The sequence below is a fragment of the Cohnella xylanilytica genome (assembly GCF_014212175.1).
Lineage (GTDB): Bacteria > Bacillota > Bacilli > Paenibacillales > Paenibacillaceae > Cohnella > Cohnella xylanilytica.
In genome coordinates, this window is record NZ_JACJVR010000018.1 from 51,866 (window position 1) to 78,216 (window position 26,351).

At 62.1% G+C, this 26,351-nt stretch carries 24 protein-coding genes; all 24 read right to left on the reverse strand.

Going from position 1 to position 26,351, the window contains the following annotated elements:
* Positions 1-66: 66 nt before the first annotated feature.
* On the reverse strand, positions 67-4,383 hold the full coding sequence (locus H7B90_RS05360; RefSeq protein WP_185134828.1) for a PolC-type DNA polymerase III: 4,317 nt from the start codon (positions 4,381-4,383) through the stop codon (positions 67-69).
* A 253-nt stretch (positions 4,384-4,636) separates the two neighbouring features.
* Positions 4,637-5,785 carry a winged helix DNA-binding domain-containing protein gene (locus H7B90_RS05365; RefSeq protein WP_185134829.1) on the reverse strand — a complete coding sequence of 383 codons (1,149 nt, stop codon included), beginning with the start codon at positions 5,783-5,785 and terminating at the stop codon, positions 4,637-4,639.
* Positions 5,786-6,079: 294 nt separating this feature from the next.
* Positions 6,080-7,528: a proline--tRNA ligase gene (gene proS, locus H7B90_RS05370; protein WP_185134830.1), complete on the reverse strand. Its 1,449-nt coding sequence runs from the start codon at positions 7,526-7,528 to the stop codon at positions 6,080-6,082.
* A 27-nt stretch (positions 7,529-7,555) separates the two neighbouring features.
* Positions 7,556-8,818, reverse strand: a complete 1,263-nt coding sequence (gene rseP, locus H7B90_RS05375; protein ID WP_185134831.1) for an RIP metalloprotease RseP — start codon at positions 8,816-8,818, stop codon at positions 7,556-7,558.
* A 98-nt stretch (positions 8,819-8,916) separates the two neighbouring features.
* The gene (locus H7B90_RS05380) at positions 8,917-10,059 is read right to left on the reverse strand and encodes a 1-deoxy-D-xylulose-5-phosphate reductoisomerase (protein WP_185134850.1); all 1,143 of its coding nucleotides are present in this window, start codon (positions 10,057-10,059) and stop codon (positions 8,917-8,919) included.
* Between the two features lie 42 nt (positions 10,060-10,101).
* Positions 10,102-10,893 (reverse strand): phosphatidate cytidylyltransferase, encoded by a 792-nt coding sequence (locus H7B90_RS05385; RefSeq protein WP_185134832.1) that lies wholly within the window; start codon positions 10,891-10,893, stop codon positions 10,102-10,104.
* Between the two features lie 5 nt (positions 10,894-10,898).
* Positions 10,899-11,684: an undecaprenyl pyrophosphate synthase gene (gene uppS / locus H7B90_RS05390; RefSeq protein ID WP_185134833.1), complete on the reverse strand. Its 786-nt coding sequence runs from the start codon at positions 11,682-11,684 to the stop codon at positions 10,899-10,901.
* Between the two features lie 181 nt (positions 11,685-11,865).
* The gene (frr, locus tag H7B90_RS05395) at positions 11,866-12,420 is read right to left on the reverse strand and encodes a ribosome recycling factor (protein WP_185134834.1); all 555 of its coding nucleotides are present in this window, start codon (positions 12,418-12,420) and stop codon (positions 11,866-11,868) included.
* A gap of 1 nt (position 12,421) precedes the next feature.
* Positions 12,422-13,150 carry a UMP kinase gene (gene pyrH, locus H7B90_RS05400; protein WP_185134835.1) on the reverse strand — a complete coding sequence of 243 codons (729 nt, stop codon included), beginning with the start codon at positions 13,148-13,150 and terminating at the stop codon, positions 12,422-12,424.
* Positions 13,151-13,250: 100 nt separating this feature from the next.
* Positions 13,251-13,901: a translation elongation factor Ts gene (tsf, locus tag H7B90_RS05405; RefSeq protein ID WP_185134836.1), complete on the reverse strand. Its 651-nt coding sequence runs from the start codon at positions 13,899-13,901 to the stop codon at positions 13,251-13,253.
* Positions 13,902-14,031: 130 nt separating this feature from the next.
* Positions 14,032-14,730: a 30S ribosomal protein S2 gene (gene rpsB, locus H7B90_RS05410; protein ID WP_185134837.1), complete on the reverse strand. Its 699-nt coding sequence runs from the start codon at positions 14,728-14,730 to the stop codon at positions 14,032-14,034.
* A 172-nt stretch (positions 14,731-14,902) separates the two neighbouring features.
* Positions 14,903-15,448 carry a hypothetical protein gene (locus tag H7B90_RS05415; RefSeq protein WP_185134838.1) on the reverse strand — a complete coding sequence of 182 codons (546 nt, stop codon included), beginning with the start codon at positions 15,446-15,448 and terminating at the stop codon, positions 14,903-14,905.
* Entirely contained in the window at positions 15,441-16,097 is a 657-nt protein-coding gene (locus H7B90_RS05420; RefSeq protein ID WP_185134839.1) for a hypothetical protein, read from the reverse strand. The genes H7B90_RS05415 and H7B90_RS05420 overlap by 8 nt, the downstream gene beginning before the upstream one ends.
* 25 nt (positions 16,098-16,122) lie before the next feature.
* A complete protein-coding gene (locus tag H7B90_RS05425) occupies positions 16,123-16,443 on the reverse strand; it encodes a hypothetical protein (RefSeq protein WP_185134840.1) in 321 nt (106 codons plus the stop codon).
* Positions 16,444-16,724: 281 nt separating this feature from the next.
* Complete coding sequence (locus H7B90_RS05430; protein WP_185134841.1) at positions 16,725-18,137, reverse strand: flagellar assembly protein A; 1,413 nt, start codon at positions 18,135-18,137, stop codon at positions 16,725-16,727.
* Between the two features lie 23 nt (positions 18,138-18,160).
* Positions 18,161-18,946, reverse strand: coding sequence for a FliA/WhiG family RNA polymerase sigma factor (locus H7B90_RS05435; RefSeq protein WP_185134842.1), 786 nt, complete (start codon positions 18,944-18,946; stop codon positions 18,161-18,163).
* 16 nt (positions 18,947-18,962) lie between these two features.
* The gene (locus tag H7B90_RS05440; protein ID WP_185134843.1) at positions 18,963-19,370 is read right to left on the reverse strand and encodes a hypothetical protein; all 408 of its coding nucleotides are present in this window, start codon (positions 19,368-19,370) and stop codon (positions 18,963-18,965) included.
* A 1-nt stretch (position 19,371) separates the two neighbouring features.
* Positions 19,372-19,869 (reverse strand): chemotaxis protein CheD, encoded by a 498-nt coding sequence (locus H7B90_RS05445; RefSeq protein WP_185134844.1) that lies wholly within the window; start codon positions 19,867-19,869, stop codon positions 19,372-19,374.
* The gene (locus H7B90_RS05450) at positions 19,866-20,486 is read right to left on the reverse strand and encodes a chemotaxis protein CheC (RefSeq protein ID WP_185134845.1); all 621 of its coding nucleotides are present in this window, start codon (positions 20,484-20,486) and stop codon (positions 19,866-19,868) included. The genes H7B90_RS05445 and H7B90_RS05450 overlap by 4 nt, the downstream gene beginning before the upstream one ends.
* A 4-nt stretch (positions 20,487-20,490) precedes the next feature.
* Positions 20,491-20,952 carry a chemotaxis protein CheW gene (locus H7B90_RS05455; RefSeq protein ID WP_185134846.1) on the reverse strand — a complete coding sequence of 154 codons (462 nt, stop codon included), beginning with the start codon at positions 20,950-20,952 and terminating at the stop codon, positions 20,491-20,493.
* Positions 20,953-20,982: 30 nt separating this feature from the next.
* A complete protein-coding gene (locus H7B90_RS05460; RefSeq protein WP_185134847.1) occupies positions 20,983-23,067 on the reverse strand; it encodes a chemotaxis protein CheA in 2,085 nt (694 codons plus the stop codon).
* Between the two features lie 37 nt (positions 23,068-23,104).
* Positions 23,105-24,826 carry a protein-glutamate methylesterase/protein-glutamine glutaminase gene (locus H7B90_RS05465; protein WP_246578412.1) on the reverse strand — a complete coding sequence of 574 codons (1,722 nt, stop codon included), beginning with the start codon at positions 24,824-24,826 and terminating at the stop codon, positions 23,105-23,107.
* A 98-nt stretch (positions 24,827-24,924) separates the two neighbouring features.
* Positions 24,925-25,794, reverse strand: coding sequence for a MinD/ParA family protein (locus H7B90_RS05470; RefSeq protein WP_185134848.1), 870 nt, complete (start codon positions 25,792-25,794; stop codon positions 24,925-24,927).
* On the reverse strand, positions 25,787-26,351 hold a 565-nt coding region (locus H7B90_RS05475; protein WP_512699105.1), incomplete at its 5' end, for a flagellar biosynthesis protein FlhF. The genes H7B90_RS05475 and H7B90_RS05470, both read right to left, overlap by 8 nt.

The following is a 26,351-nucleotide window of genomic DNA, read 5'->3' on the forward strand; positions in this document are numbered from 1 at the left end:
ATTACCAGAATTAATATACCATAACCTTCATTCCGTTAGCAACCGGATTTTTCCGCGCGAAGCCCGTCAGAACAGCGATAGCTGGTTCGATTCGGGCAGTCCCCGGAAGCAGCCCATGCCGGAGAGAAGCTCGACGATCGTCTTGCTCGCCTTCGAGCGCTGCTGGAAGTCTTCCACCGAGAGATACTCCCCGTCCTCGCGCGAGGCGGCGATGTTCTTCGCGGCGTTCTCCCCGATGCCGGCGACGGCCGAGAACGGAGGAATAAGCGCGTCGCCGTCGATGATGAAGCGGGTCGCGTCGGACCGGTACAGGTCGATCGGCTTGAAGCGGAAGCCGCGGGCCGTCATCTCGAGCCCCATCTCGAGAATGGAGATCATGTTTTTCTCCTTGGTCGTCGCCTGGAAGCCCTTCGCCTCGATCTCGTTGATCATCTTGAGAATCGCGTCGTAGCCTTGGCAGAACAGCTCGACGTCGAAGTCGGCCGCGCGCACCGAGAAGTACGTCGCGTAATATTCGATCGGATAATAGAGTTTGAAGAAGGCCGTCCGGACCGCGGAGATGACGTAGGCGGCGGCGTGCGCCTTCGGGAACATGTACTCGATGCGCAGGCAGGAGTCGATGTACCATTGCGGAACGCCGCACCGCTTCATCTCTTCGATCCACTCGGGCGTGAGCCCCTTGCCCTTCCGCACGCTCTCGGTGATCTTGAACGCCAGCGACGCGTCCATGCCCGCCTTGTAAATCAGGTACAGCATAATGTCGTCGCGGCAGCCGATCACGGTCTTGATCGTGCACGTTCCGTTCTTGATCAGCTCCTGCGCGTTGCCGAGCCAGACGCCCGTTCCGTGGGACAGGCCCGAGATCTGCAGCAGGTCGGCGAACGAGGACGGCTTCGTCTCTTCGAGCATCTGGCGGACGAACCGCGTGCCCATCTCGGGGACGCCGTAGGTAGCGACGCTCGAGCGGATCTGCTCCGGCGTCACGCCGAGCGCGTCGACCGAGCTGAACAGGCTCATCACCTTCGGGTCGTTCATCGGAATCGTCGTCGGGTCGACGCCGGTCAAGTCCTGCAGCATCCGCATCATCGTCGGATCGTCGTGCCCCAGAATATCGAGCTTGAGCAGGTTCGCGTCGAAGGCGTGGTAATCGAAGTGGGTCGTCTTCCAATCGGCGCTCGTGTCGTCCGCCGGGTACTGCACCGGCGTAATGTCCTCGACCTCGATATAGTCCGGCACGACGACGATGCCGCCCGGGTGCTGGCCGGTGCTGCGCTTGACGCCGGTACAGCCGGCCGCCAGCCGGTTCAGCTCCGCGCCCCGCCACGACTTGCCGTGCTCTTCCTCGTATTTCTTCGCGAAGCCGAACGCCGTCTTCTCCGCGACCGTGCCGATCGTCCCGGCGCGGAACACGTTTTTCTCTCCGAACATGACCTTCGTGAAGTTGTGCGCGTGCGGCTGGTATTCGCCCGAGAAGTTCAAGTCGATATCGGGAACCTTGTCTCCCTTGAACCCGAGGAACGTCTCGAACGGGATGTCCTGGCCCTCGCCCTTCATGATCGTCCCGCAGTTCGGGCACGCCTTGTCCGGCAGGTCGAAGCCGCTCGGCACGCTGCCGTCGAGAATCCATTCGCTGTGCTTGCACTCGGGGTTGCGGCACAGGTAGTGGGCGGGCAGCGGGTTGACCTCGGAGATGCCGAGGAACGTCGCGACGACGGACGAGCCGACCGATCCCCGGGAACCGACGAGGTAGCCGTCCGCGTTCGACTTCTTGACGAGCCGCTCGGAGATCAGGTAGTTCGCCGAGAAGCCGTATTTGATGATCGGCACGAGCTCCTTCTCCAGCCGCTGGACGACGACGTCCGGCAGCGGATCGCCGTACATCGACTTGGCCGTCTCGTAGCACGTGTTGCGGATCTCTTCTTCGGCCCCTTCGATGATCGGCGTGAACAGCTTGTCCGGGAACAGCTCGATCTCCTCGAAGCGGTCGGCGAGCTCGTTCGTGTTCTTGACGACGACCTCGTACGCCTTCTCCTTGCCGAGGAAGGCGAACGCCTCGAGCATCTCGGGCGTCGTACGGAAGTGGGCGTCCGGCTTGCGCTGGTCCTTCAGCGGGCTGAAGCCGGTGATGCCGTGGATCGTGATGTCGCGGAACAGCTTGTCCCTCGGCTCGAGGTAATGAACGTTGCCGGTAGCGATGACCGGCTTGCCCTGCTTGTCCGCGATCCGCACGATCTTGCGCAGCGCTTCCTCCAGCTCCGCCCGGCTTCCGACGAGCCCCTTGTCGAGCAGATGCAGGTAGAAGTCGATAGGCTGAATCTCGAGCACGTCGTAGAATTCCGCCACTTCCTCGGCTTCCTCCTCCGACTTGTTGAGCACGGTCTCGAACAGCTCGCCCTTCTCGCAGCCGGAGATGACGAGCAGCCCTTCGCGCATCTCGATCAGCTTGCTTCTCGGAATGCAGGCGACCCGGTGAAAATAGTCCGTGTGGGACAGCGAGACCAGCTTGTACAAGTTCTTCTTGCCGACCGCGTTAAGCGCGTAGATGCCGCAGTGGAACGGCCTCGTCGTCTTCCAGCTGTTGCCGTTGACGGAATTGAGCTGATCCAGCCGGTTCACGTTGCGGCCGGCCGCGTCCTTGATCAGGCCGTTCAGCACGCCGGCCAGGGCGACCGTATCGTCGATGGCGCGGTGGTGGCTCTCCAGGCTGACCTTGTACAGGTCGGACAGCGTGTTGAGCCGGTGGTTCTTCATCGTCGGATGCAGGAACCGGGCCAGCTCGAGCGTATCGAGCACCGGATTCTCGAACGGCGGCAACCCGTGCCGCTTGCACGCCTCCTGCATGAATCCGATATCGAACCGCGCGTTGTGCGCGACGAGCACGGCGTCCCCGGCGAACTCGATGAATTCCTTCAGCTTCGGCTCGAGCTCCGGCGCGTCCTTCACCATGTCGTCGTTAATGTTCGTCAGCTGTTGAATGTTGTACGGAATCGGCTCGTGCGGGTTGATGAACGTAGCGAAGCGTCCGATCTCCTTGCCGCCCTGCATCTTCACGCCCGCCAGCTCAATGATCTTGTTCGCCGTGACGGAGAGGCCCGTCGTCTCGATGTCGAACACGACGTAAGTCGCTTCTTCGAGCGATTCCTCCCGCGGGTTCAGCACCATCGGCACGGAATCGTTCACGACGTTCGCCTCGACGCCGTACATGATCTTGATCCCGTTCTTCTTCCCGGCCTTCGCCGCGTCCGGGAAGCATTGGACGTTGGCGTGGTCGGTGACGGCGATCGCCTTGTGCCCCCACTTGGCGGCCGTCTTGACGTAGACGTCGACCGGCGTGACCGCGTCCATCGTGCTCATCGTCGTGTGCAGGTGGAATTCGACCCGCTTCTCCTCCGCCTCGTCCTTGCGCGGAGGCCGCGGCTGGATCTCGCGCAGGTCGCTCGGCATCATGACCAGCTCCGGCGGGTTCATGAACCGGTCGTACTCGACGCGGCCGCGCAGCTTGAGCCACTTGCCGTTCGCGATCAGGCTCAGCGTCTTGACGTCTTCCTTGTTCTTCGCGAACATCTTGACCGAGATCGAATCGGTGTAGTCGGTGACGTTGAACGTGAACAGCGTGCTGCCCGTGCGCAGCTCCTTCACTTCGAGCCCGAACACCGTGCCCTGGACGGTGATCTTCTTCTCTTCTTCCTTGATCTCCTGAATCGGCACGGCGTCTTCCTTGATGTCGTAACCGTGCTGCAGCACTTGGGGCGCTTCCCCGTCCGCCGACGCGGGCGGCTCCTCGCGATAGCTGTTGGCCATCAGCTGCTGGATGTGCTCCGACTCTTCCTTCTGGATCTTCTGGGCGAACTCCTCGTACGCGTCCTGCCTCGATTCGCCGACCGTCAGCTTCACCCGGCACGGACGGCCGAACCGCGCCTCGAAGAACGAAGCCGCGTGCGTATCGACGCTCTTGCGCTTCGCCAGCTCGAGGCCGGCCTTGTCGAGCAGGGTCAGCGTCAAGGCGTCGCCCTGCACGTCGATTCGGCCCTTGGCCAGCCACCCGTTCACGGACGCGAATTCGGCCTGCATCCATTGCACGAACAACGGCCAATACTCCGTCAGAATCGCTTCCGTCGCGACCGCGTCCTCATAGCGGAGCGTGACGGCGATAGCGGCCAGATGGCCGAGCTTGGCCTTCACCCTCTCCACGAAGCTCGCGTAGACGGGCGCGGGCAGAAGCGTGCTTTTGACCAGGTGGAAATGCCATTCCTTCTTCGATCGGCTCACTTCCACCTTCTCTATGTATCCGTCGCGAAAGTAAGCGTCCGCTCCGTCCCCGGACACCCCGGCCTGCTGAAGCAGCAGCTCGAACCGTTGCCTTCGATCCGCCGTCTGTTGCATCGTTCGTCCCTCCTCGCGTCATTCCCCATGCAAAACAAAAGCCCCCGCGCAAATGGAATCCGCGCCCTGTAGGCGGCCCGGATCGTCATTAAGCCGGAAGCTGCGCAAATCGCTATTAGCTATTCTACCTTTTCTCTCAACAACCATCAATAGACAATGATCGACAGGCGCGTCCTGGTTCTCTGACCGGATCGGCGACGGCCGATTTGGCGCCGATTCGATAGCCTCCGAGTAATAACGTCGGCGGGAGCGGCTAACGCGTCCCCTCCAGCGAGCGGAATTCCGCTTGGCCGAGCGCCAACCCATGGAACGCGCAGTACCGCTCCGCCTCCCGGAGCAGCCGGTCTCTGTACGGCTCCGCCGGGCCGGCCAGCCGGAACTCGAAGTCGATGCTTCTCGCCTTCGGCTTGCGCTTCCAGAGGCCGGCGATCCGGCCGCCGATGACGACCAACGGCATGAAGACCCCGTTGTTGCCGGGAACGACATAGGGGAAGACGGCTTCAGGTAGCACGTCGCTCCGGTCCGCGTAGCCTAGCAAATATTCGTCGAAGCCGGCCAGCAGATAGACGGAGTCTTCGAGCTTCTCCTTGGCGTCTGTCCGCCCTGCGCTTGCCGGCTCCGCCGTCTCCCAGAACTCCCGGCTTCCTTGCTTGTTCGGGATTAAGCGGTCCCGGGCAGCTTCGACGGCTTGCCGGGCTTCGGTCAGCGTAAGGCCCGTCCACCAGGCGAAATCCCGGTCCGTCGCCGGACCGTGCCCTTCGAAGTAGCGAATCGCCAGACGCGCCAGCGCTTCCTCCTTCGCCGGTTCGCTCTCTTCCGGAGGCAGCCATTCGTCCGCCAGCACGAACGTCTGCTGCTTCCCTTCCCTCGGCCCGATGCACAGGATGCCGGCCTGAGCCAGACGCCAGATCAGGTGATAGCCCCGCTGGCCCGCCGTTCCGATTCCGGCCTCCTCGAACGACCGCATCAGATCGTCGCGAGCGATCCGCTTGCCGCCGCCAAGCGCATCTTGGACGAGCCGGGAGCACCTCTCCACGATGGCTTCGCTGAGCTCCAATTGCTCCATCCGGCGCTTGTCCTGCGCCAGCCTGCGCGGCGCCAGCAGCCGCAGCATGCTTCTCAGCCCTTCCGCGGGAACGGCGTGGATCGTGCCTCTCATCGGCCAAGAGAGGACGATTCGCCGCTCTTCGATCGCCCGCTCGACCTCCGCCAGCCTAGCATGGATCGTTCGCGAGGCGATCGCCCATACCGCCTGGTGGTAATCCTGCGCCTGCACCGCGCCCAGATGCCGGACGACGTCCTCCGGCTTGTCGAATCTCGCTTCCTCCGCGATCCGCTGCCGAAGCAGCCTGCGGAAAGGGATGTCGTTGTCCGTCATGATCGATTCCTCCGATTCCGTCATTCGAATCGCTTGCCTCCCGCTGCCGGGGCGCGATCTCGACCGCCGTTCTTGTCAGGGAGATTGTACCGTGGACGAGAGGGAATCGCAACGGGGGGGCCCCTCGTCGAAGATACCGGAAGATATTCGACAATACCGTCTCTCCCCCGCCTCTCCTCCTTCCGTTATTGCTTTTTTTCAAGAACTCTGTCAAACCTCAATGCCGACAGAAGATTTGCTTCCTTGAATGCCAAAAACCGCCGCGTCGCCGCGGCGGTTCCTCGTGGCCAATCTATGAAGCTCCGATGCCGAATCCGATCAATACGCCCTCGCGAACACGACCGTATGCTTGGAATCGTCGCCGCAGACGAGGCACTTCGTCTTCGTCTCGGCCGGCTCGAACGGAATGTTCCGGCTTGTCGCGCCCGTCTCGTCCTTCACCTGCTTCTCGCAGGCGTCGGAGCCGCACCAGCCGGCGAGCGCGAAGCCGCGCTTCTCCTCGAGCGACGTCTTCAGCTCGTCCAGCGTCTCGACGGAGAAGAAGTGCTCCTCGCGGAACTGCAGCGCGCGTTCGTACATCTGGCGATGCACCTCGTCCAGCATCGCTTGAACTTCCTCGACCAGGTTGTCGAGAGGCACCTGCTTCTTCTCGCCCGTCACGCGGGAGACGAGCACGCAGACGCCGTTCTCCAGGTCGCGCGGACCGAGCTCCAGCCGAACCGGAATGCCGCGCATCTCGTACTCGTTGAACTTCCAGCCCGGCGACACGTCGGAACGGTCGTCGACGCGGACGCGCACGCCCGCGGCCTTCAGCTGGGCGAACAGCTCGTCGGTCTTCGCGATCACCTGCTCGCGGGTCTTCGGCGGGCCGATCGGGATCATGATCACCTGCGTCGGCGCGACCTTCGGCGGCATAACGAGGCCGCGGTCGTCGCCGTGCACCATGATCAAGGCGCCGATCAGCCGGGTGCTCACGCCCCACGAAGTGGTGTGGCAATATTCCTGCGTGTTTTCCCGGCTCAAGTACTTGATGTCGAAGGCGACGGCGAAGTTCGTGCCCAGATAGTGGGACGTTCCCGCTTGCACGGCGCGTCCGTCCTTCATCATCGCTTCGATGGAATACGTGTCGACCGCTCCCGCGAACTTCTCCGACGGCGTCTTCTGGCCGCGGATGACCGGGATGGCGAGCACGTTCTCGGCGAATTCCGTATAGACGTCCAGCATCTGCATCGTCTCGCGGCGGGCGTCCGCCTCGTCCTCGTGGGCGGTGTGGCCTTCCTGCCAGAGGAATTCGCTCGTGCGCAGGAACGGCAGCGTCCGCTTCTCCCAACGGACGACGTTCGCCCATTGGTTGATGAGCAGCGGCAGATCGCGGTACGAATTGATCCACTTCGCGTACATGTGGCCGAACATCGTCTCCGACGTCGGACGGATCGCCAGCTTCTCCTCGAGCGGTTCGCCGCCCGCTTCGGTCACGAACGGAAGCTCGGGGTTGAACCCTTCGACGTGCTCCTTCTCCTTCTGGAAGAAGCTCTCCGGGATGAACAGCGGGAAGTAGGCGTTGCGGTGGCCCGTATCCTTGAACCGCTGGTCGAGCTGGCGCTGGATGTTCTCCCACAGCTCGTAGCCGTCCGGGCGGAACACGATGCAGCCGCGGACCGGCGAATAGTCCATCAGCTCGGCCTTCTTGATGACGTCGATATACCAACGCGAGAAGTCTTCGCCTTGCGGCGTAATTTCGGTTACAAACGCTTTGTCCTTCGACATGACGGATCCCCAACCCCTGACAACGGCTTAATTTTTGACCAATCGCAAAATATCGTTATACGTGACGACGACCATCAGGAGCATCAGCATGGCGAATCCGATGAAGTGCACCATGCTCTCCCGGTTCGGATCGACCGGCTTGCCGCGGACGGCCTCCAGCCCGATGAAGATGAGCCGGCTGCCGTCGAGCGCGGGAATCGGCAGCAGGTTGAAGATGCCGAGATAGAGGCTCAGGATGGCCGCCCATAGCGTCAGCTGCGGGAACCCCTGCTGGGCGATCTCGCCCGTCATCTGCGCCGTGCGCACCGGTCCGCTCAGGTCGTCCAGCTTGAACTCCCCGAAGATCAGCTTGCGGAAGCTCTCGAAGATGTTCTTCGTCGTATCGACCATCGACGTGCCGCCGAACTTCAGCGTCTCCGCGAAGCCCGGCGTCCTCATCTCGGGCCGCAGCGATACGCCGACCTTGCCCGTCGTCTTGTCCGGAGTGACGGCGATCTCGAGCTCTTGGCCGTCCCGTTCGACGACCCACTTCATCGGCTTGCCCGCCGACGCCTGAATCTTGGTCACGAGCAGATCGCTGTCCCCGCCGATCGGATCTCCGTTCACCGACTTGATCCAGTCTCCCTTCTGAATGCCCGCCTGGGAGGCCGCCTTGCCGGACTCGATCACGCCGACGAACACCTTGGAGGAATTCTCGACGGGGACGCCGGACAGCTGAATGTAGAAAATAAACAGGAAAAACGCGAGGATGAAGTTCATCATCGGTCCCGCGAAAATCGCCATGGCGCGCCGGCCGGTGGAGACGCCGCCGAACTGGCGGTCGATCGGGGCGATCTGCGTCTCCTGGCCCCTCGCGACGATCAGGGCCTGCGGATGCACGTCGTACCGCTGGATGTCGCCGTCCACGTCGAGCGCGATGAACAGCGCCCGGTCGAGGTCCAGCGCCTTCACTTCGCCTAGCAGAACGTTCGTACGCTCGTCCAGCCGGTCGAGATAGAAGCGCGTCACTTTGCCGTCCTTGATCCGCACGCCGACCGTCTGGCCCGGCTGCATCTCCACCACTTCCGGGTCCTCGCCGGCCATGCGGACGAAGCCCCCGGCGGGAAGCAGGCGCAGCGTATATCGAGTCTCGCCCCGCTTGATCGAGAACAGCTTCGGTCCGAAGCCGATCGCGAACTCTCGCACGAGGATGCCCGCGCGGCGCGCGAAATAGTAATGTCCGAATTCGTGAATCGTGACGAGCACGAAGAATACCATTACCGTCAGAAATACGACCTGAACCATTTGCATGTCATCCAACCCCCGTTGCCTGTGACGGCTGTCCTTAGATTAACATTATTCTCCGAGCCGTTACAAGAGAATACGGAATGGGCGGCAGATTGTCTCAATTATTTGACGGCGGCCGCCTCGCGGCGCGCCCATGCGTCGGTCTCCAAAATGGCGGTCAGATCGGGCGTCCGGACGGGCGAATGCTTGGCCAGCACCCGCTCGATGGTCGATTCGATGGCGAGGAACGGAATCTCCCCTCTCAGGAAGCGGGCGACGGCCGCCTCATTCGCCGCGTTGAACGCCGTCGTCGCGGTGCCTCCGGCTCGTCCCGCCTCGTACGCCATACGCAGGCACGGATAACGGACGAAGTCCATCTCGCGAAAATGGAGCGTGCCCGCCTTCGCCAGGTCGAGCGGCGTCGCGGGGGAAGGCCGGCGCTCGGGATACGTGAGCGCGTATTGAATCGGCACCCGCATGTCCGGGTTGCCGAGCTGAGCCATAACGCTCGTGTCTTCGAACTCGACCATCGAGTGGACGATGCTCTCCGGGTGAAGCAGAACGTCGATCCGATCGTAAGGCAAGCCGAACAGCCAATGGGCTTCGATCACTTCGAGCCCCTTGTTGACCATCGTCGCCGAATCGATCGTGATCTTCGCCCCCATCGACCAGTTCGGATGCTTGAGCGCGTCCTCCACCGTGACGTTCTCGAGCTGATCCCGGGTCCGGTCGCGGAAGCTCCCTCCCGAAGCCGTAATCAGAAGGCGCTTGATCGATTTGCGGTTTTCCCCGTTCAGGCATTGGAAGATCGCCGAATGCTCGCTGTCGATCGGCAGAATCGGCACGCCCTTGTCCGCCGCCTTCTTCATGACCAGATGGCCGGCGGTGACGAGCGACTCCTTGTTGGCGAGCCCGATCGCGGAGCCCGCTTCGATCGCCGCCAGCGTGGACGTAAGCCCGAGGCTGCCGACGAGCGCGCAGACGACATAATCGGCGCCGGCGCCCGCGGCGACTTCAATCAGGCCTTCCTCGCCGTAGACGAGCTTCGTGCCTTCCGGAAGGCGCGGGCGGATGCTCTCGGCGAGCTCCCGCGACGCGACCGATACGAGGCGGGGCCGGAACTTCCGGGCCTGCTCGAGCAGCAGCTCCGCGTTCGAGCCCGCGGCGAGCCCGACGACCTCGTAGCCGTCCGGTTCGCGCGAGACGACGTCGAGCGTCTGCGTGCCGATCGATCCGGTGCTGCCCAGCACGGCTACTTTTCTAATCGCCATCTTCATCCTCCGATCTTGCTATGTATGCATGTCGATTTAGACGGGAAGCAATTGCAGCAGATGGACGAGCGGGAATACGATCAACCAGCTGTCCGTCCGGTCGAGGACGCCCCCGTGGCCCGGCAGCAGGCTGCCGGAATCCTTCACGCCGCGGAATCGCTTGTACGCCGATTGGATCAGATCCCCGATCGTGCCCGCGACGGCCGCGGCCAGACCGATGGCGACCGCGCGCCCGAACCCGAGCCATTCCGGCCGGACGAGGCAGAAGACGATCGCGACGAGCAACGCGACGACCAGTCCGCCGATCGCTCCCTCCACCGTCTTGTTCGGGCTGATCGCCGGCCACAGCTTGCGCTTGCCGACGGCTCGTCCGACGAAGTAAGCCCCCGCGTCCGAAGCCCAGATGCAGAAGAACGTGAGCAGCGACCAGAACAGCCCGTGCTCGAGATTCCTCGTCTCGGCCATGAACCGGAAGCCGAGCCCGATGTAGACCGCCCCGAGGAACAGCAAGCTGGCGTGCTCGAGCTGGATGCGGTTCTTGCTGAAGACCGTCGCCGCGAGCAGCGCGAACATCAGCAGCCATGTCAGCGCGGAGATGGACGGTTCGCTCCAGCCGAACGGAAGCCGCGGCAGCGCGAGCAGCAGCACGGCCGCATAACCGGCCAGCACGTCTCCTCTCGCCCGGGGGAATCCGTTCATTCTCGCGTATTCGTTGAAGCCGATCAAAGCCAGCAGGACGAGCAGCGCCTCGTAATAGCCGTCGCCGAGCAGCAGCAGGGCGACGAAGGCCGCGCCCGCCGCCACGCCGGTGACCAATCGTTGAACCATCGGCCTTAGAGCCCCCCGTAGCGGCGAGCCCGGCGCTGGTATTCGCGGATCGCCTCGTAGAAGTGTTCTTCCGAGAATTCGGGCCAATAAACGTCGGTAAACCAAAATTCGCTATAAGCGAGCTGCCACAGCATAAAGTTCGACAGTCGCAGCTCCCCGCTCGTCCGGATGAGCAGATCCGGGTCCGGCAGGTTGCCGCTGAGCAGGCTCGAGCCGAACATCCGCTCGTCGATCGCTTCGGGATCGAGCTCCCCGCTTGCCGCGCTGCGCGCCAGCTTGCGGGCGGCTTCGACCATCTCCATCCGGCTTCCGTAATTCAAGGCGAAGTTCAGTACGAGTCCGGTATTGTTCTCGGTTTTGCGAACGGCTTCTTCGATGGCGCTCACGGTGTAGTCGGGCAGCAGGTCCCGAATGCCCATCATCTTCACTTGCACGTTGTTCTCGATCAACTCGTCCAGCTCGATCGACAGAAATTCCTGCGGAAGCTTCATAAGGAACTCGACTTCCGCTTTGGGGCGTTTCCAGTTCTCGGTGGAGAAGGCGTACATCGTCAAATAACGGACGCCGATGCGGTCGGCCGCCTTGGTAATCCGCTTCACCGTCTTCATCCCGCTATGATGGCCGGCGATGCGCGGCAAGCCGCGGGCCTTCGCCCAACGCCCGTTGCCGTCCATAATGATCGCCACATGCTGCGGCACGTTCTCCGTCGTAATCTCTCCAATGGCTTCGTTCGATTGCGATTTGTCGCCCTGCAATCGACGGAGCCAGCCGCCGCCGATACGGTTCACCATGGTCGTACCCTCCCGATTCAACTAGCAAAAACGCCTTCGCCGGTCTAGCGGCGAAGGAGCTTCGCGATTGGCCATTCGGTTCTCCTCCAGGCGATTCGTCGATAAAATCGCCGATCATCCTTCGAATTCCGAATGGTGAACAATAAACCCCACCTGACGGAGGGGTCGGAGTAAAAAGGAGTTACACTTCCATTACTTCTTTCTCTTTGGCGGCCAGAATCTTGTCCACTTCCGCCACGTAGCGGTCGGTCAGCTTCTGGACGTCTTCCTGGTGGCGGCGGGATTCGTCTTCGGAGATTTCGCCCTTCTCGAGCTTCTTGATGTCGTCGTTGGCGTCGCGGCGAATGTTGCGGATCGCGACCTTCGCTTCCTCGCCGAACTTCTTCGTCTGCTTCACCAGATCGGCGCGGCGCTCTTCGGTCAGCGGCGGTACGACCAAGCGAATGATCGTGCCGTCGTTGGCCGGCGTGAGGCCGACGTCGGACTTGAGAATCGCCTTCTCGATGGCGGACAGAGCCGATTTATCCCACGGCTGAATGACGAGCGTGCGGGAATCCGGAGTCGTAATCGAGCCCAGCTGGTTCACCGGGGTCGGCGTTCCGTAATATTCCGCTTGCACGCGGTCCAAGATCGCGGGCGACGCCCGTCCCGCGCGCAGCGTCGACAAGTCGCGCTTCAGCGCGGCCAGCGCCTTCTCCATCCGTTCTTCCGCGTTTTTCTTGATCGCTTGAGGCACTTTAATCCACGCTCCCCTTCACAATCGTTCCGATTTTGTCGCCCATTACGGCACGCTTAATATTACCTTGCTCGGTAATGGCGAATACCAGAAGCGGTATGTTGTTGTCCATGCAGAGGGATGATGCCGTGGCGTCCATGACGCCCAGGTTCTTGTTCAATACGTCGAGGTACGTCAGCTGCTCGTACTTCTCGGCCGTCGGATCCTTGAACGGGTCGGCGCTGTAGACGCCGTCGACCTTGTTCTTGGCCATCAGGATGACTTCGGCTTCGATCTCGGCGGCGCGCAGCGCGGCCGTCGTGTCGGTAGAGAAGAACGGGTTGCCCGTTCCGGCGGCGAAGATGACGACGCGGCCCTTCTCCAGGTGCCGGATCGCCCGGCGGCGGATGTACGGCTCCGCGATCTGCTGCATGGCGATCGACGTCTGAACGCGGGTCGGGACTCCGATCTGCTCGAGCGCGTCCTGCAGCGCCAAGGAATTCATGACCGTCGCCAGCATGCCCATATAATCCGCGGTCGCGCGGTCGATGCCCTTCTGGCTGCCGGAGATGCCGCGCCAGATGTTGCCTCCGCCGCAGACGACGGCGACTTCGACCCCGAGCTCGACGACTTCCTTGACTTGTTCGGCGATCGAGATGATCGTCGTCGCGTCGATGCCGTAGCCGTTCGACCCGGACAGCGATTCGCCGCTAACCTTCAACACCACGCGCTTGTAAACGGGAGAATTCAAAATTTCGTACCTCCATCATTCTATTCGGCCGGCCGCCGACGGGGAGCCGCCGTATCGTTCAAAAAAAGGGAACACGGCGTGTTCCCTTGAACGGACCAACTTATGCTTTGACCTGGGCCATAACTTCTTCGACGAAGTTGTCTTGCTTCTTCTCGAGGCCCTCGCCCAGTTCGAAGCGTACGAAGCGGCGGATGGAGATTTGCTCCCCGATCGTGGCGATCTTCTCGTTGAGCAGCGTCTGGATCGTCTTGTCCGGATCCTTGACGAAAGCCTGCTCCAGAAGAACGACTTCTTCGTAGTACTTGTTGATGCGGCCTTCGACCATCTTGTCGACGATCTTCTCCGGCTTGCCTTCGTTCAGAGCTTGGGCGCGAAGAATCTCGCGCTCCTTCTCGAGGTCGGCGGCATCCACTTCTTCGCGGCGAACGACCTTCGGAGCCGCTGCGGCGATGTGCATCGCGAGATCGCGAACGAATTCCTTGAATTGATCGGTCATGGCGACGAAGTCCGTCTCGCAGTTGACTTCGACGAGAACGCCGATGCGGCCCGCGCCGTGGATGTAGGATTCTACGCGGCCTTCGGTCGCGACGCGGTCGCCCTTCTTGGCAGCTGCGGCGAGGCCTTTCTCGCGGAGCAGCTCCGCGGCTTTGGTCAGATCGCCGTTCGCTTCCTCCAGCGCTTTCTTACAATCGAGCATGCCGGCTCCGGTTCTCTCGCGGAGCGTCTTTACGTCAGCTGCGTTTACTGCCACGTGGATAACCTCCTGGTATTCCGCTTGCGGATCGCACCGCAGGCGGGTAATATTATTGAACTCTTCAAAAAAAGGGCGGCAAGAAGGTTCTCTTCTAACCACCCTTGTCTTCACAAGCTTATCTTCTCTGTTAAACCGTCACTTCTTCGCCTTGGCGCGCTTCCACGATGGCGTCGGCCATCTTGGACGTCAGCAGCTTCACGGCGCGGATAGCGTCGTCGTTACCCGGAATGACGTAGTCGATCTCGTCCGGATCGCAGTTCGTGTCGACGATGCCGACGATCGGGATGCCCAGCTTGCGAGCTTCCGCGACGGCGATGCGTTCCTTGCGCGGGTCGATGATGAACAGCGCGTCAGGCAGCTTGCGCATGTTCTTGATGCCGCCGAGGAACTTCTCGAGGCGCTCCTTCTCCTTGCGGAGCAGGATGACTTCCTTCTTCGGAAGAACTTCGAACGTGCCGTCTTCTTCCCACTTCGTCAGCTGGTGCAGACGGTCCGTACGCTTCTGGATCGTAGAGAAGTTCGTCAGCGTACCGCCGAGCCAGCGTTGGTTGATGTAGTATTGGCCGCTGCGCTCCGCTTCTTCCTTCACGGAGTCTTGAGCTTGCTTCTTCGTGCCGACGAACAGCATCGTTCCGCCGTTCTCCGCCAGCTGGCGAACGAAGTTATAAGCCTCGTCCACTTTCTTGACCGTCTTCTGCAGGTCGATAATGTAGATGCCGTTCCGTTCAGTAAAGATGTACTTATCCATTTTCGGGTTCCAACGACGGGTCTGGTGACCGAAGTGTACCCCAGCTTCGAGAAGCTGCTTCATGGAGATAACTGCCATCTTAACTGCACCTCCTAATGGTTTTATTGTAGGTGAATCTCCTCCGCCGATCGCTCTTTCCGCCAGAACTCCCCGAGAGGGAAGCACCGCTGACGAAATTGAACGGCGTGCGTTTTTTCACACCGGGTAATACTATATCATATCGCAAGCTCTCGCGCAACGGCTTCGGCGATCAATTTTTGCCCCGGGTCAACTCTTCTATAATCTGGTCGTAAGTAGGCTGCCCGCTAAACGTGCACAATCCGACCCGAAGCTTGCCCGCATAAGGCTTCGCCTTCTTGATAAAAGCGGCTTTGTCGTCGATGAGCCCGAGGCCTTCCAACGCGTGGGCGACCTCCTGCAGAGTGGCGCGCTGCCAAATATAAAGAGTCTTCGGCTGGGCTGCGGCATCGTCGGACGAACCCGCTCCCGCGCCGGAGCCGGCCTTGTCCGCCCCTTCGGCGCTTCCTTGCCCGGCCAGCGCCGCCTCCTTCTTGGCGGCCGCGACGGCGGCGTCCAGCTCCTCTTGGCTGTAGGTCTTGCCCGCTCCCGTCCCCGCCCGGACGAGAGAATAGCCCTTCGCTTCCGATTGCTTCTTCAATTCTTCGAGACTGAGAGGCTCGTTCGGCAGCCGCGTCGGCCCCGCGGGGGATTGCGCCGCGTTCATCAGCTGCAGCAGCGCCGCCCCGAGCGCGATTCCGAGTCCGAGCCCGATCAGCCAGCTCCGGCGTTTACGCACGCGGCTCCACCTCCCGTCTCGCCAGCTGCAGAATCAGCTGGACTTCGCCCTTGTTGAGCCCGAGCGTCTTCGCGATCTGTTCGACCGAACGCCCTCTCTCGTGCAAGTCGAGCAGTTCGGCGTATCGGCCGCGGATCGAAGTGTGAGCCTCGGCCGCTTCGGGGGCGTCCGGCCCGCCGGCAGCCGGGATGGCTTCCGCGGCGGGAGCCGCGTTGCCGGCCGCGGGCGCCGCGGAGGCGGGCGCCGTAGAAGGGGCGGCGCCATGCCCGTTCTCGACCGCGATCGCGGAGCTTGCCGCCGTCCCCTCTGCGATCGCGCCATCGGCCGTTCCCGCGGGCGATACCGGCGCGAACCTTGCCGCAGGGGCGGCTTCCCGGGTCTGTTCCTTCCACTGCGCCATCTGCGTCTCCAGCTCCCGGATCCGCCGGCCGAGACGGCGAACGGTCTCGTCCTGCTCGTTCTTGAACTTGGCGACGGCATCGACCAATTCCCGGTTCTCCGTCTCCAGGTCCTCGAGAAGCCGGTCGTACGCTTCTTCGTTAGCCGACGCTTCGCTCCCGTCCGAGCCTTTCGTATTCGATTTGGGGATCAGCCAGCCGTAACCGGCGATCGCGGCCCCCGTCAGCACAAGGGTGACCCAAGGCTCCATATGGCTGCCACCTTTCCAAGGCCCGTTAAAGCGAGATGTCGAGGAACTTGCCTTTGTACGGGTGATTGGGCTTCTCTTCCTTGCCTTCTTCCTTGTCTTCCGAGTCGGACTTCTTCCGGATGGAAGGTCTCTTCTCTCTCTCGCGGGGCTCCTGCTCCGAGATCGTCCGGTTCGCGGAGCCCTCCAGCTTGGAGTTGCTTCTCGCCTGCCGTTCCGCTTGCTTCATCGCCTGCTGCCCGAGCGCGGCCTGCTCCATCGCGGCTCGCTGCTGTTGCTGCTGCTGCATAGGCGACAATTCCAACGTGCGAGGCAACGAAGTCTGCAGATCGACCGGCTTGTAGCTCACCCCAAACACCTTCCTTATTTATAGAATGGATTCATCATCTTCGTAAAAAGGAGAATTCGTGATAAGGAGAAACTAAGGAGCGATCGCTCCCCTTCTCCCCTCACATAAGCCGTTTAAATGTCCGATGGGTAACGGGCAAAGCGGAATCGTTCTGGAGAAACGAAGTGGTCGCTTTTGTACGCGAATTCCCACCATCTCAAGGGGGCATCGTTCAGGGAATTCGCGTACAACGGCGATCGGAAGAACGATCCGCTCCAACCCGTTGATCTTCCATCGGACATTTAAACGTACGGCACCACCACGATCTCCCCCTCCGAGAACCGGAAAGAAGCCCGCTGCAGGCTGTCCTTGACGAATCGCGTATACCGCCCGATCACGATCTTCGTTCCGCCGTAGATCGTATGGATGGCGTCCACGCGGGACGTCTCCGTGTCCTCGAGCGTCTTCTCGATCTCGAGAATGCCTTCCTTCGCCGTCTGCAGCTCCCGGGCCGTCTGCTTGTGGGTAGCCGTCAGCTTGATCCGCATCGCCAGCCGGTCCGCCGTCAATTGGCCGCTCGCCGCCATCTGGTTCAGCATGGCGAGCGCCTTGTCCGTCTTGTCCAGGCTGTCCGTCAAATTCCGGATCTTCGTCCGCAGCTCGTTCAGCTCCTGCCTCAGCTCCGGCCGCACGCCGACCTCGACGGCGGTGGCGGTCGACATGGCGTTGCCGATCATTCTCGCGGTAATCCGGTCGCCGGCCTGCACGACGCCGCCGACGATGAGCCCCTTCGTCCCCATGCAGACGACGCTGCGGCCCGCCCGGACGTTCGAATGCATGATGCTCTGGGTGACGAATACGTCTTCGCCGGCCATGACGTTGCCTTCCTGAATGAAGGAGCATTTGATCGAACGACCCGCCTTGACCAAGCCTTTGTTGCTCCCGATAATGCCTCCGGAGATCTCGATGGAGCCTTCGGATTCCACCTCCGCCCCTTCGATGCCTCCGGTGACCCGGATATCTCCCGAAGCCCGCACCTTGAAGCCGGTCAGAACGTTGCCGCGAATGACGACGGTGCCGACGAAGTCGATGTTCCCGATGTTGTAATCGACGTCCCCGTTCACTTCGTAGACCGGGAATACGTTCAGCTTGTCCTTCTCGGTCCGCGTCACCAGCCCGTCGATCGCCGCGTACATCCCTGTATTCTCGACGTTGACGACGACGTTTTTGCCCACTTTGAAAAACGCCTCTTTGCCGTCCTTGGCCGGAACCTCTTCGCCCGCGACGTTCAATCCCGGCTCGCCCGGCTCGGGAGGCTGCCGCTCCGCGATCAGTTGGCCGGCCTTGACGTTGGCCAATTGGATGACTTCCTTATAATCGACGCTCCCGTCCTCGCGGACGATCGGCTTGCGGTTCTCGCCGTCGGTCTCGTAGAGCACCTTGACGAAGCCGTCGGCGCCGTTGCGGGGAGGAGTGCCGACCGCGACGATGTTCTGGCTGAAGTAGAAGTCCTGGGGACGCGCGCTGATCAGGTCCAGCAGCTCGCGCTGAACGCCATGCTTCACTCCGCTCGCGGCAATAAGATTCTCCAGCTCCGGAACGGTGATCTGAATGGCGCCCTCCACGCGTTTGAACATCAAATAAGCTTGCATCTTGTCTTCGGACATCGCTACCTGAATTTGGTCCTCCCATGCGGGCTGCTGCTCGGCAGGCATCCGTCGCACCTCCAGTCAAAGGGTCACTTCTGCAACAGTTGATCTTTCTGTTTACTCAGCGCCGCGCGTAACCGAAGGATGGCTTTGGAGTGAAGTTGCGAGATTCGTGAAGGCGACAACGACATCACTTCGGCTATTTCGCTTAGTGATAAATCTTCGTAGTAGAACAGCGATACGACCGTCCGTTCTTTGGCGGTCAGCTTGTCGATTCCGTGCTTGAGGGCTTCCTTCAGGAAAGTCTCGTGGACCTTCGACTCGGGATTGACGGCCTTGTCGTCGACGAGCAGGGACATGCGCGTCTCGGATTCTTCCTCCCGGATCGGATCCTCCAGCGAGCAGACGCTGGCGACCGCCACCTCCTGAAGCATCTGCTGGAACTCTTTAACCGATATGTTCAGGTAGTCGCATACTTCCTCGTCGGAGGCGGAACGCAGGTTCCGCTGCTCCAGGACGGCGTACGCATCCTCCATTTTTTTCGCTTTGTCACGTACCGAACGGGGAACCCAATCGCCCTGGCGCAGCCCGTCGATGATGGAGCCGCGAATTCTCCAGGAAGCGTACGTCTCGAATTGCAGTCCGCGCCGGTAATCGAACTTCTCGATCGCGTCGATCAGCCCCATGGCGCCGTTGCTCGCCAGATCGTCCTTGGCGACGTTCTTCGGCAGCCCGACGGCCATCCGGCTCGACACGTAATCAACGAGCGGCAAATAATGCTCGATCAACTGTTTTTTGGCATCCAGATCCCCATCTTCCTTCCAGCTCTTCCAGAACTCCTGATGGGACAACCGGGAACGGTTGCGATCGATCATCTTTGCATCACCATCCTTATTCGTCCGTCATTCGGCGAACCGCGTGGACAACGTCTTCGGTCTTCGGATGATCCAAAGATACCAGCTTGGCGGGATTAAGCGGCTGAAATCCGGCGACGGGCCGATCTTGGCCCTCCGCCCATTGTTCCTTGAGCATGTCGGCAATCTCGCTGCCGTCGTCCGGAGTGGTCAGGTCGAGCATCGCTCCCCTCTCCTCCTCCGGCAGAACGGGCTTGGCGGCGGCCGGTCTCAGCAGGACGCCGAGCACGAGCCGGACCGCGTAAGCCAATACGACAAAGGTCGCGAATGCGTACAAGCACCGAATCAGAGTCGTGAGAATCGGGTTGTTCGCGAACGAGAACAAAAAGGTCAGTACGGCGCCGAAGCCGCCGAATCCGACATTCCACCGCCAGGTACCGATCATTTCAAATCTCCTTTACTCCGTACTGAACGCTGCGGATGGAGAGGACGCCGCTCCGGCTGTCGAACTCGATCGTGCGGCCGTAATTGCCGCCCGTGTCCTCCGCCACGACCGGGATGTCCAGGCTCTCCAGCGCCAGCTTGGCGGACTCCACGTTGCGGGGGCCGATCCGCAGGCTATCGCTCGCTCCGCTGCTGAAGGCGAACATCTGGGCTCCGCCGGCCAGCTTCGCGACGAGCCTTCTCCGGTCGGCGCCGAGCCGAAGCACTTGCTTCAGCAATTCCGGGATCGCGGTGTCCGCGTATTTGGCGAGATTCAGTTGTCCTTCCCGGGCGATGTCCGAGGAAGGCAGCATGATGTGGGCCATCCCCGCGACGAGCTGCTTCGGGTCGAACAGCGTAAGGCCGACGCAGGACCCGAGTCCGGTCGTCTTCAGCGCCGCTCCGCCCGCGGCTACGTTCAGATCGGCCATTCCGACTTTGACTACGGTCCCCTCCATCATTCCAGCGGCACTCCCAGGGACAGGAACATTCGCTCGAACGATTCCGGGTCGGGAATGAAGAAGAACTGTCCCTCCGCCTCTTCTTCCCCTTTGAGGAAGGTCGTGTCGATAAGCAGGGCGTCGTCGCCCATCGTTCCGAATTGGAGAAGGCCGTAGGTCAGAATCGCTCCCGCCATGTCGACCGCGATCGACGGAACGGTCGGCGACATCGAGAGGCCCGTCAGATCGGCCAGCGACGTCAAGTACGAGCCGGCCAGAATGTTGCCGATCTCGCACAGGGCGGACAATTCGAGCTCGGAGTACGCGTCTTCCCCCGAAGCTTCGAACCCGGCCAGACCTTGAAGAAGGCGTCGGGCTTGGGGGCGGCTCATTAGGAAAAACATGTTGCCCGGCGCGTCGCCGTCCACTCGCAGGAAGATGGCGACGACGACTTCCTCCGGGCCCCCGGCGCGATCGGCGATCGATTCGAACGGAACGAAGCTGACGGTCGGGACCGCCATGTCGATCGGCTTGTCCAGCAGCCGGGACAGCGCCGTCGCGGCGTGGCCGGCGCCGATGTTGCCCACTTCCCGAAGCACGTCCATCTTGAAGTCGGGGTTATGACGGAACAGCTTCACCGGCTTATTCCCCGAACTGTTCCAGCTGAACGATCTCGGAACGGTTCAACACTTCCGACAGGTTCAGCAGTATAAGCAAGCGGTTGTCCCCGAACTTGGCGACGCCGCTCAAATACTTGGCCTTGATGCCGCCTACGACTTCCGGAGGAACTTCGATCGAATCGCTCATGATGTCGATGACATCGTTCGCCGAATCGACGATGAAGCCGACTTCCAGATCGTTCACGGCGACGATGATGATGCGGGAGTTCTCTCCCGGCTCCGTCTCCTCGAGTCCGAACCGCCCGCGAAGGTCGATGACCGGGATGACGACCCCGCGAAGGTTGATGACGCCCTTGACGAACGCCGGCGTCTTCGGAACGCGGGTGATCGGCATCATCCGTTCGATCGTGCGGACCTTGTCGACTTCGATGCCGTATTCTTCGTGCGCCAACGTAAATACGATTACCTTCAATTCCTCTGCCATGGTTAGCCCTCCTCGAATCGTCCTGAAAATTTACTTGATGAGCGCGTTCGGATCCACGATAAGCGCGACTTGCCCGTCCCCGAGAATCGTCGCTCCCGAGATCAGCTTCTGGTTGCTCAAATATTTGCCCAGCGTCTTCAGGACGATCTCGCTCTGGGAGATGAATTCGTCCACGAGCACGGCGGCGAGCTTGTCGCCCTTGCGAATGACGATCATCTCCGTCTCGGTCTCGCCGTCGTCCCGGTAATCCGGGCAATCGAGAATTTGGGCGAGCGACAGGACGGGAATCACCGACTTCCGGTATTCGATGACCTTGTTGCCGTGAAGGTCGCGAATCTCCTCGCGGCGGATCGCGGCGGTCTCCACGATGGAAGAGAGCGGAATGGCGTATTTCTCCGAACCCAGCTTCACGAGCATGGCCGAGATGATCGACAGCGTCAGCGGCAGCTGAATGGAGAATTTCGAGCCTTGTCCCAGCGTCGACGTGACCGACACCCGGCCTCCCAGCGACTCGATCTTCGATTTGACGACGTCGAGGCCGACGCCGCGGCCGGAGATGTCGGAGATCTTGTCGGCGGTGCTGAACCCGGCGGCGAAGATCAGCATGTTGATCTCGTCGTCGCTCAGCTTCTTCGCTTCCTCCGGCGTCACGACGCCGCGCTGGATGGCGATGTCGAGAACCTTGGGCCGGTTGATGCCGTTGCCGTCGTCCTCGATCTCGATGAAGACGTGGTTGCCGCTATGATAAGCCCGCAAGTGGACCGTGCCGGTCTCGGGCTTGCCGGCGGCGACTCTCGCGGCGGGCATCTCGACGCCGTGGTCGACGGAGTTGCGGATCAAGTGGACGAGCGGGTCCCCGATCTCGTCGATGACGGTGCGGTCCAGCTCCGTCTCGGCTCCCGTGATGACGAGCTCGAGCTTCTTCTCCAGCGACTTCGCCAGGTCGCGGACCATCCGCGGGAACCGGTTGAACACGCTCTCGACCGGAACCATCCGCAGCTTGAGCACGATATTCTGCAGATCGGCGCTTACCCGCGCCATATGCTCGACCGTCTCGGTCAAGTCGTTGCGCCGCACTTCCGAAGCGAGCTGCTCGAGGCGAACCCGGTCGATCAGCAGCTCGCTGAACAGATTCATCAAGGAATCCAGCCGCTCGATGTCGACGCGGATCGTCCGGTTCGCCCCCCCGCCGGAAGCGGCGGGAGCCGTTCTCGCGGGAGCCGCTTCGGCCGCCGGGGCGGACGCGGCGGGCTTCGCCGGAGCCGTCGCGGCGGCCGCGGTCTCGCGGACGGCCCGGAAGCTCTCCTGGCTCGCCTGTTCCTTCGATTGGTCGAGCTCGGCCAGCGAGGAGCGGTCGACGGGAAGGATCGTCGCCGATTCGATCTCGGACACCTTCATGATGCTGGCGTACAGCTCTTCCTGGCCGATCTGGGAGATATAGTAGACCGAGAAGCTCTTGTCGAACTTGTCCTGCTCGAGGTCCTGAACGGACGGATGCGCCTTGACGACCTCCCCGTTCTTCTCGAGGACGTCGAACACCATGTAGGCGCGAACGGCCTTCAGAACGCAGTCGTCCCGAACCGACACGACGATGTGGAATACCTGCAGCCCGCTGTCCACCGATTGCTCCAGCACCGACAGCTGATATTGGTCGAGCAGCATCTCCGTCGCCACGATCGGACCGTCCGCGGAAGGGGCGGAAGCGGCCGGTGCGCCCGCCGCCGGAGCGGAGAAGTCGCCTTTGACGATCGCCTGGAGCCGCGCCACGAGAGCGGAGACGTCCGCCTTGCCCGTACCGCCGTTCACGACGTCCTGAACCATGCCTTCAAGCGCGTCGAGGCATTGGAACAACGTATCGAAGATGGCCCCGTTCATCGCCAGCTTGCCGTTGCGGACGAGATCGAGCACGTTCTCCATGTCGTGCGTCAGGGAGGCGAGGTCTTCGAACCCCATCGTCGCCGACATGCCCTTGAGCGTATGCGCCGAGCGGAAGATCACTTGAACGATGCCGATATCCTCGGGCGCTTGCTCCAGCCGAAGCATGTTCTCGTTAAGCGACTGCAGGTGATCGTTCGCTTCGTCGATAAAGATGGACATATACTGATTCATTTCCACTGTACGGACACCTCCTGATTGGCTCGTCTTGCTCGGTCTATCTCTTGCGGGCGCTCACCTCTTGGACGAGAGCCGGGGCGATCTGCTGCAAGCGCAGCACGCGCGAGGCCGCTCCGAGCTCGACCGCCGAACGAGGCATTCCGTACACGATGCACGTCTGCTCCGCTTCCGCGATCGTCGTCTCCGCGCCGTCATCCTTGAGCGCCTTCATGCCCTTGGCGCCGTCGCTGCCCATGCCGGTCATGATGACGACGTGGCGCTTCAGCTCCTTCAGGCCGACCAGAGACTCGAACAGCTTGTCCACCGATGGCTTGTGTCCGCTTCGCGGCTCTTCGTCCGTAAGGACGATGCGATAGGAAGACGGGGCTTCCTTCGCCAAGGTCATGTGCTTGCCGCCCGGCGCGATATAGGCGGTTCCGGCTCGAACCGTCTCGCCGTCGCGGCCTTCGCACACTCGGATCCGCGAGAAGGAATCGAGCCGCTGGGCCAGCGACTGCGTGAACTTCGGCGGCATGTGCTGGACGACGAGGATCGGAGCCGGAAAATCGGCCGGGATGCCCGTCAGCACTTCGTGCAGCGCGCGCGGACCGCCGGTCGACGTGCCGATCGCGACGACGTGCTGGAAGGTGCTCGAGCCTTCGCGAAGCTTGTCTTCGCCGCCTCCCGCTCCGGCCTCCTTGGCCGGACGGGCGGGGCGCGCGGTCTTCGCGGCCGGAACGGCAGCCGGCGGAGATGGTATCGCGTCGAGCGTTCCCGCCTTGGCGTCCGGCTCGCGCTTCTCCTTCGGAAGGCCGAGGCTTGCGGCCTTCGTCTTGGCCGCCGGCGGGAGAAGCGGCGGCTTCCCGGCCGGGGCCGCGCCGCCTTCCGGCTGACGCTCGGAGGACGGCTTGAGGGGAAGCCTGGCCGAAGGCTCGGCCTTGTCCGAACGCTTGGCCGCGAACGCGTCCCGGTCCGGCTTGGCCGGTTCTTCCCGCTGCGGCCGCCGCTCGAAGTCCGGACGGCGGGCCGTGCCTGGCGACGGCGCGGGAGCGGCGGGCCGCACGGCCGCTTCGGCCGAAGCGGAGAACGCGGCGTCGCCGCCAGCCGTGCGGGGAGCTTCGCCTTGCGGCCGTTCCGGCTCCGCCTTGCGGGCGGAATCCGCCAGCCCGTCGGAATGAAGCCCTGCGGCGAGCTCCGACGGCCCGGCCGTTCGAATCCGCTCGTCGGCTCTCGCTCCTTCGGCCGATTCCGTCTTCCCGGCGGACGCCGGCTCGTCTAACGCATCTTCCGCTTCCTCGGCTTCCTCCGCTTCCGCCGACGCGGAGCTTACGGCCAACGTCTCGTCGATCTCGGGAAGCATCCGGTAATTGCCGCTCTTGGCGAGCTCGATGGCGACGTGCAGCTTCTCGCGGAGCGATTCCCCGACTTGCCGGATGTCCAGCTTGACCGAGCCGTCCGGCTTGCGAATGAAGTCGATTGCGCCGTATTGCAGCGCCCGGATCGTATCGCGCGTTCCGTTGTCCGTCACGGCCGACAGCATGATGACGGGCGTCGGCTTCGCGGCCATGATCCGCCGCAAGGCTTCCAGGCCGTTCATGACGGGCATCTCCAGGTCCATCGTGATGACGTCGGGCTCGAGAGCCAGCGTGCGCTCGATCGCTTCGATCCCGTTCGAAGCGGTGGCCGCGACCTCGAAGGACGGATCCGCGGAGATGTAGTCGCTGAACACCTTGCGCATGAAAGGGGAATCGTCCACGACCAGTACTTTGAATCTCGACATGCGGTTGCACCCCTTCATTCTCTGGATGTCTTGCCTAAGACGATATGAATCGGTTCTCCGCCGGCGATGAATCGCCTTGCGCGCCCGCTAAGCCGGCTTCAGCTCCACAGCCGACGCATTCGCTGAAGGAAGCTCTTGACGCTTCCCTGCGATTGGAGATCGGCCTTCTCTTCGGAGAGGAACCGGGAGGCGATCCGGTCGATGCCCCGGTATGCCGGACTGTCCGGATAGGCGATGGATAAAGCCGTCTGGCGTTTGACCGCTTTGGAGACGCTGGCGTCGTCCGGGACGAAGCCGAGCAGCGGCAAGTCCAAGCCCAAATATTTGCCAGCCACCTGGCGGATGTTGTCGGCCGTCTGCGCGCCTTCCCTGTCGTCGGTTACGCGGTTGACGATCAGGCGGAAGAGGGCGTCGTGCCCCATCGTCTTGACCATCTTCATCAACGCGTAGGCATCCGTGATCGAGGTCGGTTCCGGCGTCGTCACGACGATCGTCTCCTCGGCCGCCGTAATGAAGCGAACCGTCTCCTTGGACAAGCCCGCCCCCGTGTCGAACAGCACGAAGTCGTAATGGCCGTGCAGCTTCCCGATCTGGTCGGCGAAGTAATCCAGCTCGTCTTCGCTTAAGCGGAGCAGATCGTTGAAGCCGGACCCCCCCGCGATGAACGGCAGGCCTCCCGGCCCCGTCTGGATGATCTCCCAGATCGTCTTCTCGCGCTTGAGCAGATGGTACAAGTTGTAGACGGCCGGCACTCCGAGCAGCACGTCGATGTTCGCCATGCCGATGTCCGCATCGAACAGCAGGACGCGGAACCCGCGGTTCTGCAGCGCGAAGGCGAAGTTCAGGCTGAAGTTCGATTTGCCGACGCCGCCCTTGCCGCTGGTGACCGTTACGATCCGGGTCGAGCGGGAAGGCGGCCTGTCCTTCGACAGCACGAGATGTCGCAGCGCTTGGGCTTGATCATGCATGGACGGGTTCCTCCAGCAGCCGCCCGATAAGCTCCTCGGGATCGAAGGCGCGAATGTCGTCCGGTACGGTCTGCCCGCATGTCACGTACGAGATCTCGAAGTCGAATTCCTTGACCAGGTTCAAGACGGAGCCGAACGAGTCCGTCTCGTCCATCTTCGTAAACAACAAGCGCTTGACCCCGTAGCGGGAGAAATGTCCGGCGACCTGCTTCATATCGGCGTATTTGTGGGTAAGACTCAGGACGAGCACGCTCTCCGCCTGCTGGCCCGGAGCGAGCAGGCTGTTCACTTCCGAGACGAACAGCTCGTTGCGGTAATTGCGGCCGGCCGTGTCCATCAGAAGCAGATCGCGATCCTCCAGCTTCTTGTAGGCGCGATTCAACTCGGACGGCGAGAACACGACTTCGAGCGGCATATTCAGAATGTCGGCGTACGTCCTGAGCTGATCGACGGCGGCGATCCGGTACGTGTCCGCCGTGATGAAGCCGACCGATCTCCGGTGGACGAACGCCTGGTCGGCCGCCAGCTTCGCGATCGTCGTCGTCTTGCCGACGCCG

Excerpts from the sequence above, each read along its gene's own strand:
- H7B90_RS05360 (WP_185134828.1), bottom strand. The coding sequence starts at position 4,383 with ATGCAACAGACGGCGGATCGAAGGCAACGGTTCGAGCTGCTGCTTCAG.
- H7B90_RS05365 (WP_185134829.1), bottom strand. The coding sequence starts at position 5,785 with ATGACGGAATCGGAGGAATCGATCATGACGGACAACGACATCCCTTTC.
- proS (WP_185134830.1), bottom strand. The coding sequence starts at position 7,528 with ATGTCGAAGGACAAAGCGTTTGTAACCGAAATTACGCCGCAAGGCGAA.
- rseP (WP_185134831.1), bottom strand. The coding sequence starts at position 8,818 with ATGCAAATGGTTCAGGTCGTATTTCTGACGGTAATGGTATTCTTCGTG.
- H7B90_RS05385 (WP_185134832.1), bottom strand. The coding sequence starts at position 10,893 with ATGGTTCAACGATTGGTCACCGGCGTGGCGGCGGGCGCGGCCTTCGTC.
- uppS (WP_185134833.1), bottom strand. The coding sequence starts at position 11,684 with ATGGTGAACCGTATCGGCGGCGGCTGGCTCCGTCGATTGCAGGGCGAC.
- rpsB (WP_185134837.1), bottom strand. The coding sequence starts at position 14,730 with ATGGCAGTTATCTCCATGAAGCAGCTTCTCGAAGCTGGGGTACACTTC.
- H7B90_RS05420 (WP_185134839.1), bottom strand. The coding sequence starts at position 16,097 with ATGGAGCCTTGGGTCACCCTTGTGCTGACGGGGGCCGCGATCGCCGGT.
- H7B90_RS05430 (WP_185134841.1), bottom strand. The coding sequence starts at position 18,137 with ATGCCTGCCGAGCAGCAGCCCGCATGGGAGGACCAAATTCAGGTAGCG.
- H7B90_RS05435 (WP_185134842.1), bottom strand. The coding sequence starts at position 18,946 with ATGATCGATCGCAACCGTTCCCGGTTGTCCCATCAGGAGTTCTGGAAG.
- H7B90_RS05440 (WP_185134843.1), bottom strand. The coding sequence starts at position 19,370 with ATGATCGGTACCTGGCGGTGGAATGTCGGATTCGGCGGCTTCGGCGCC.
- H7B90_RS05445 (WP_185134844.1), bottom strand. The coding sequence starts at position 19,869 with ATGATGGAGGGGACCGTAGTCAAAGTCGGAATGGCCGATCTGAACGTA.
- H7B90_RS05455 (WP_185134846.1), bottom strand. The coding sequence starts at position 20,952 with ATGGCAGAGGAATTGAAGGTAATCGTATTTACGTTGGCGCACGAAGAA.
- H7B90_RS05465 (WP_246578412.1), bottom strand. The coding sequence starts at position 24,826 with ATGTCGAGATTCAAAGTACTGGTCGTGGACGATTCCCCTTTCATGCGC.
- H7B90_RS05470 (WP_185134848.1), bottom strand. The coding sequence starts at position 25,794 with ATGCATGATCAAGCCCAAGCGCTGCGACATCTCGTGCTGTCGAAGGAC.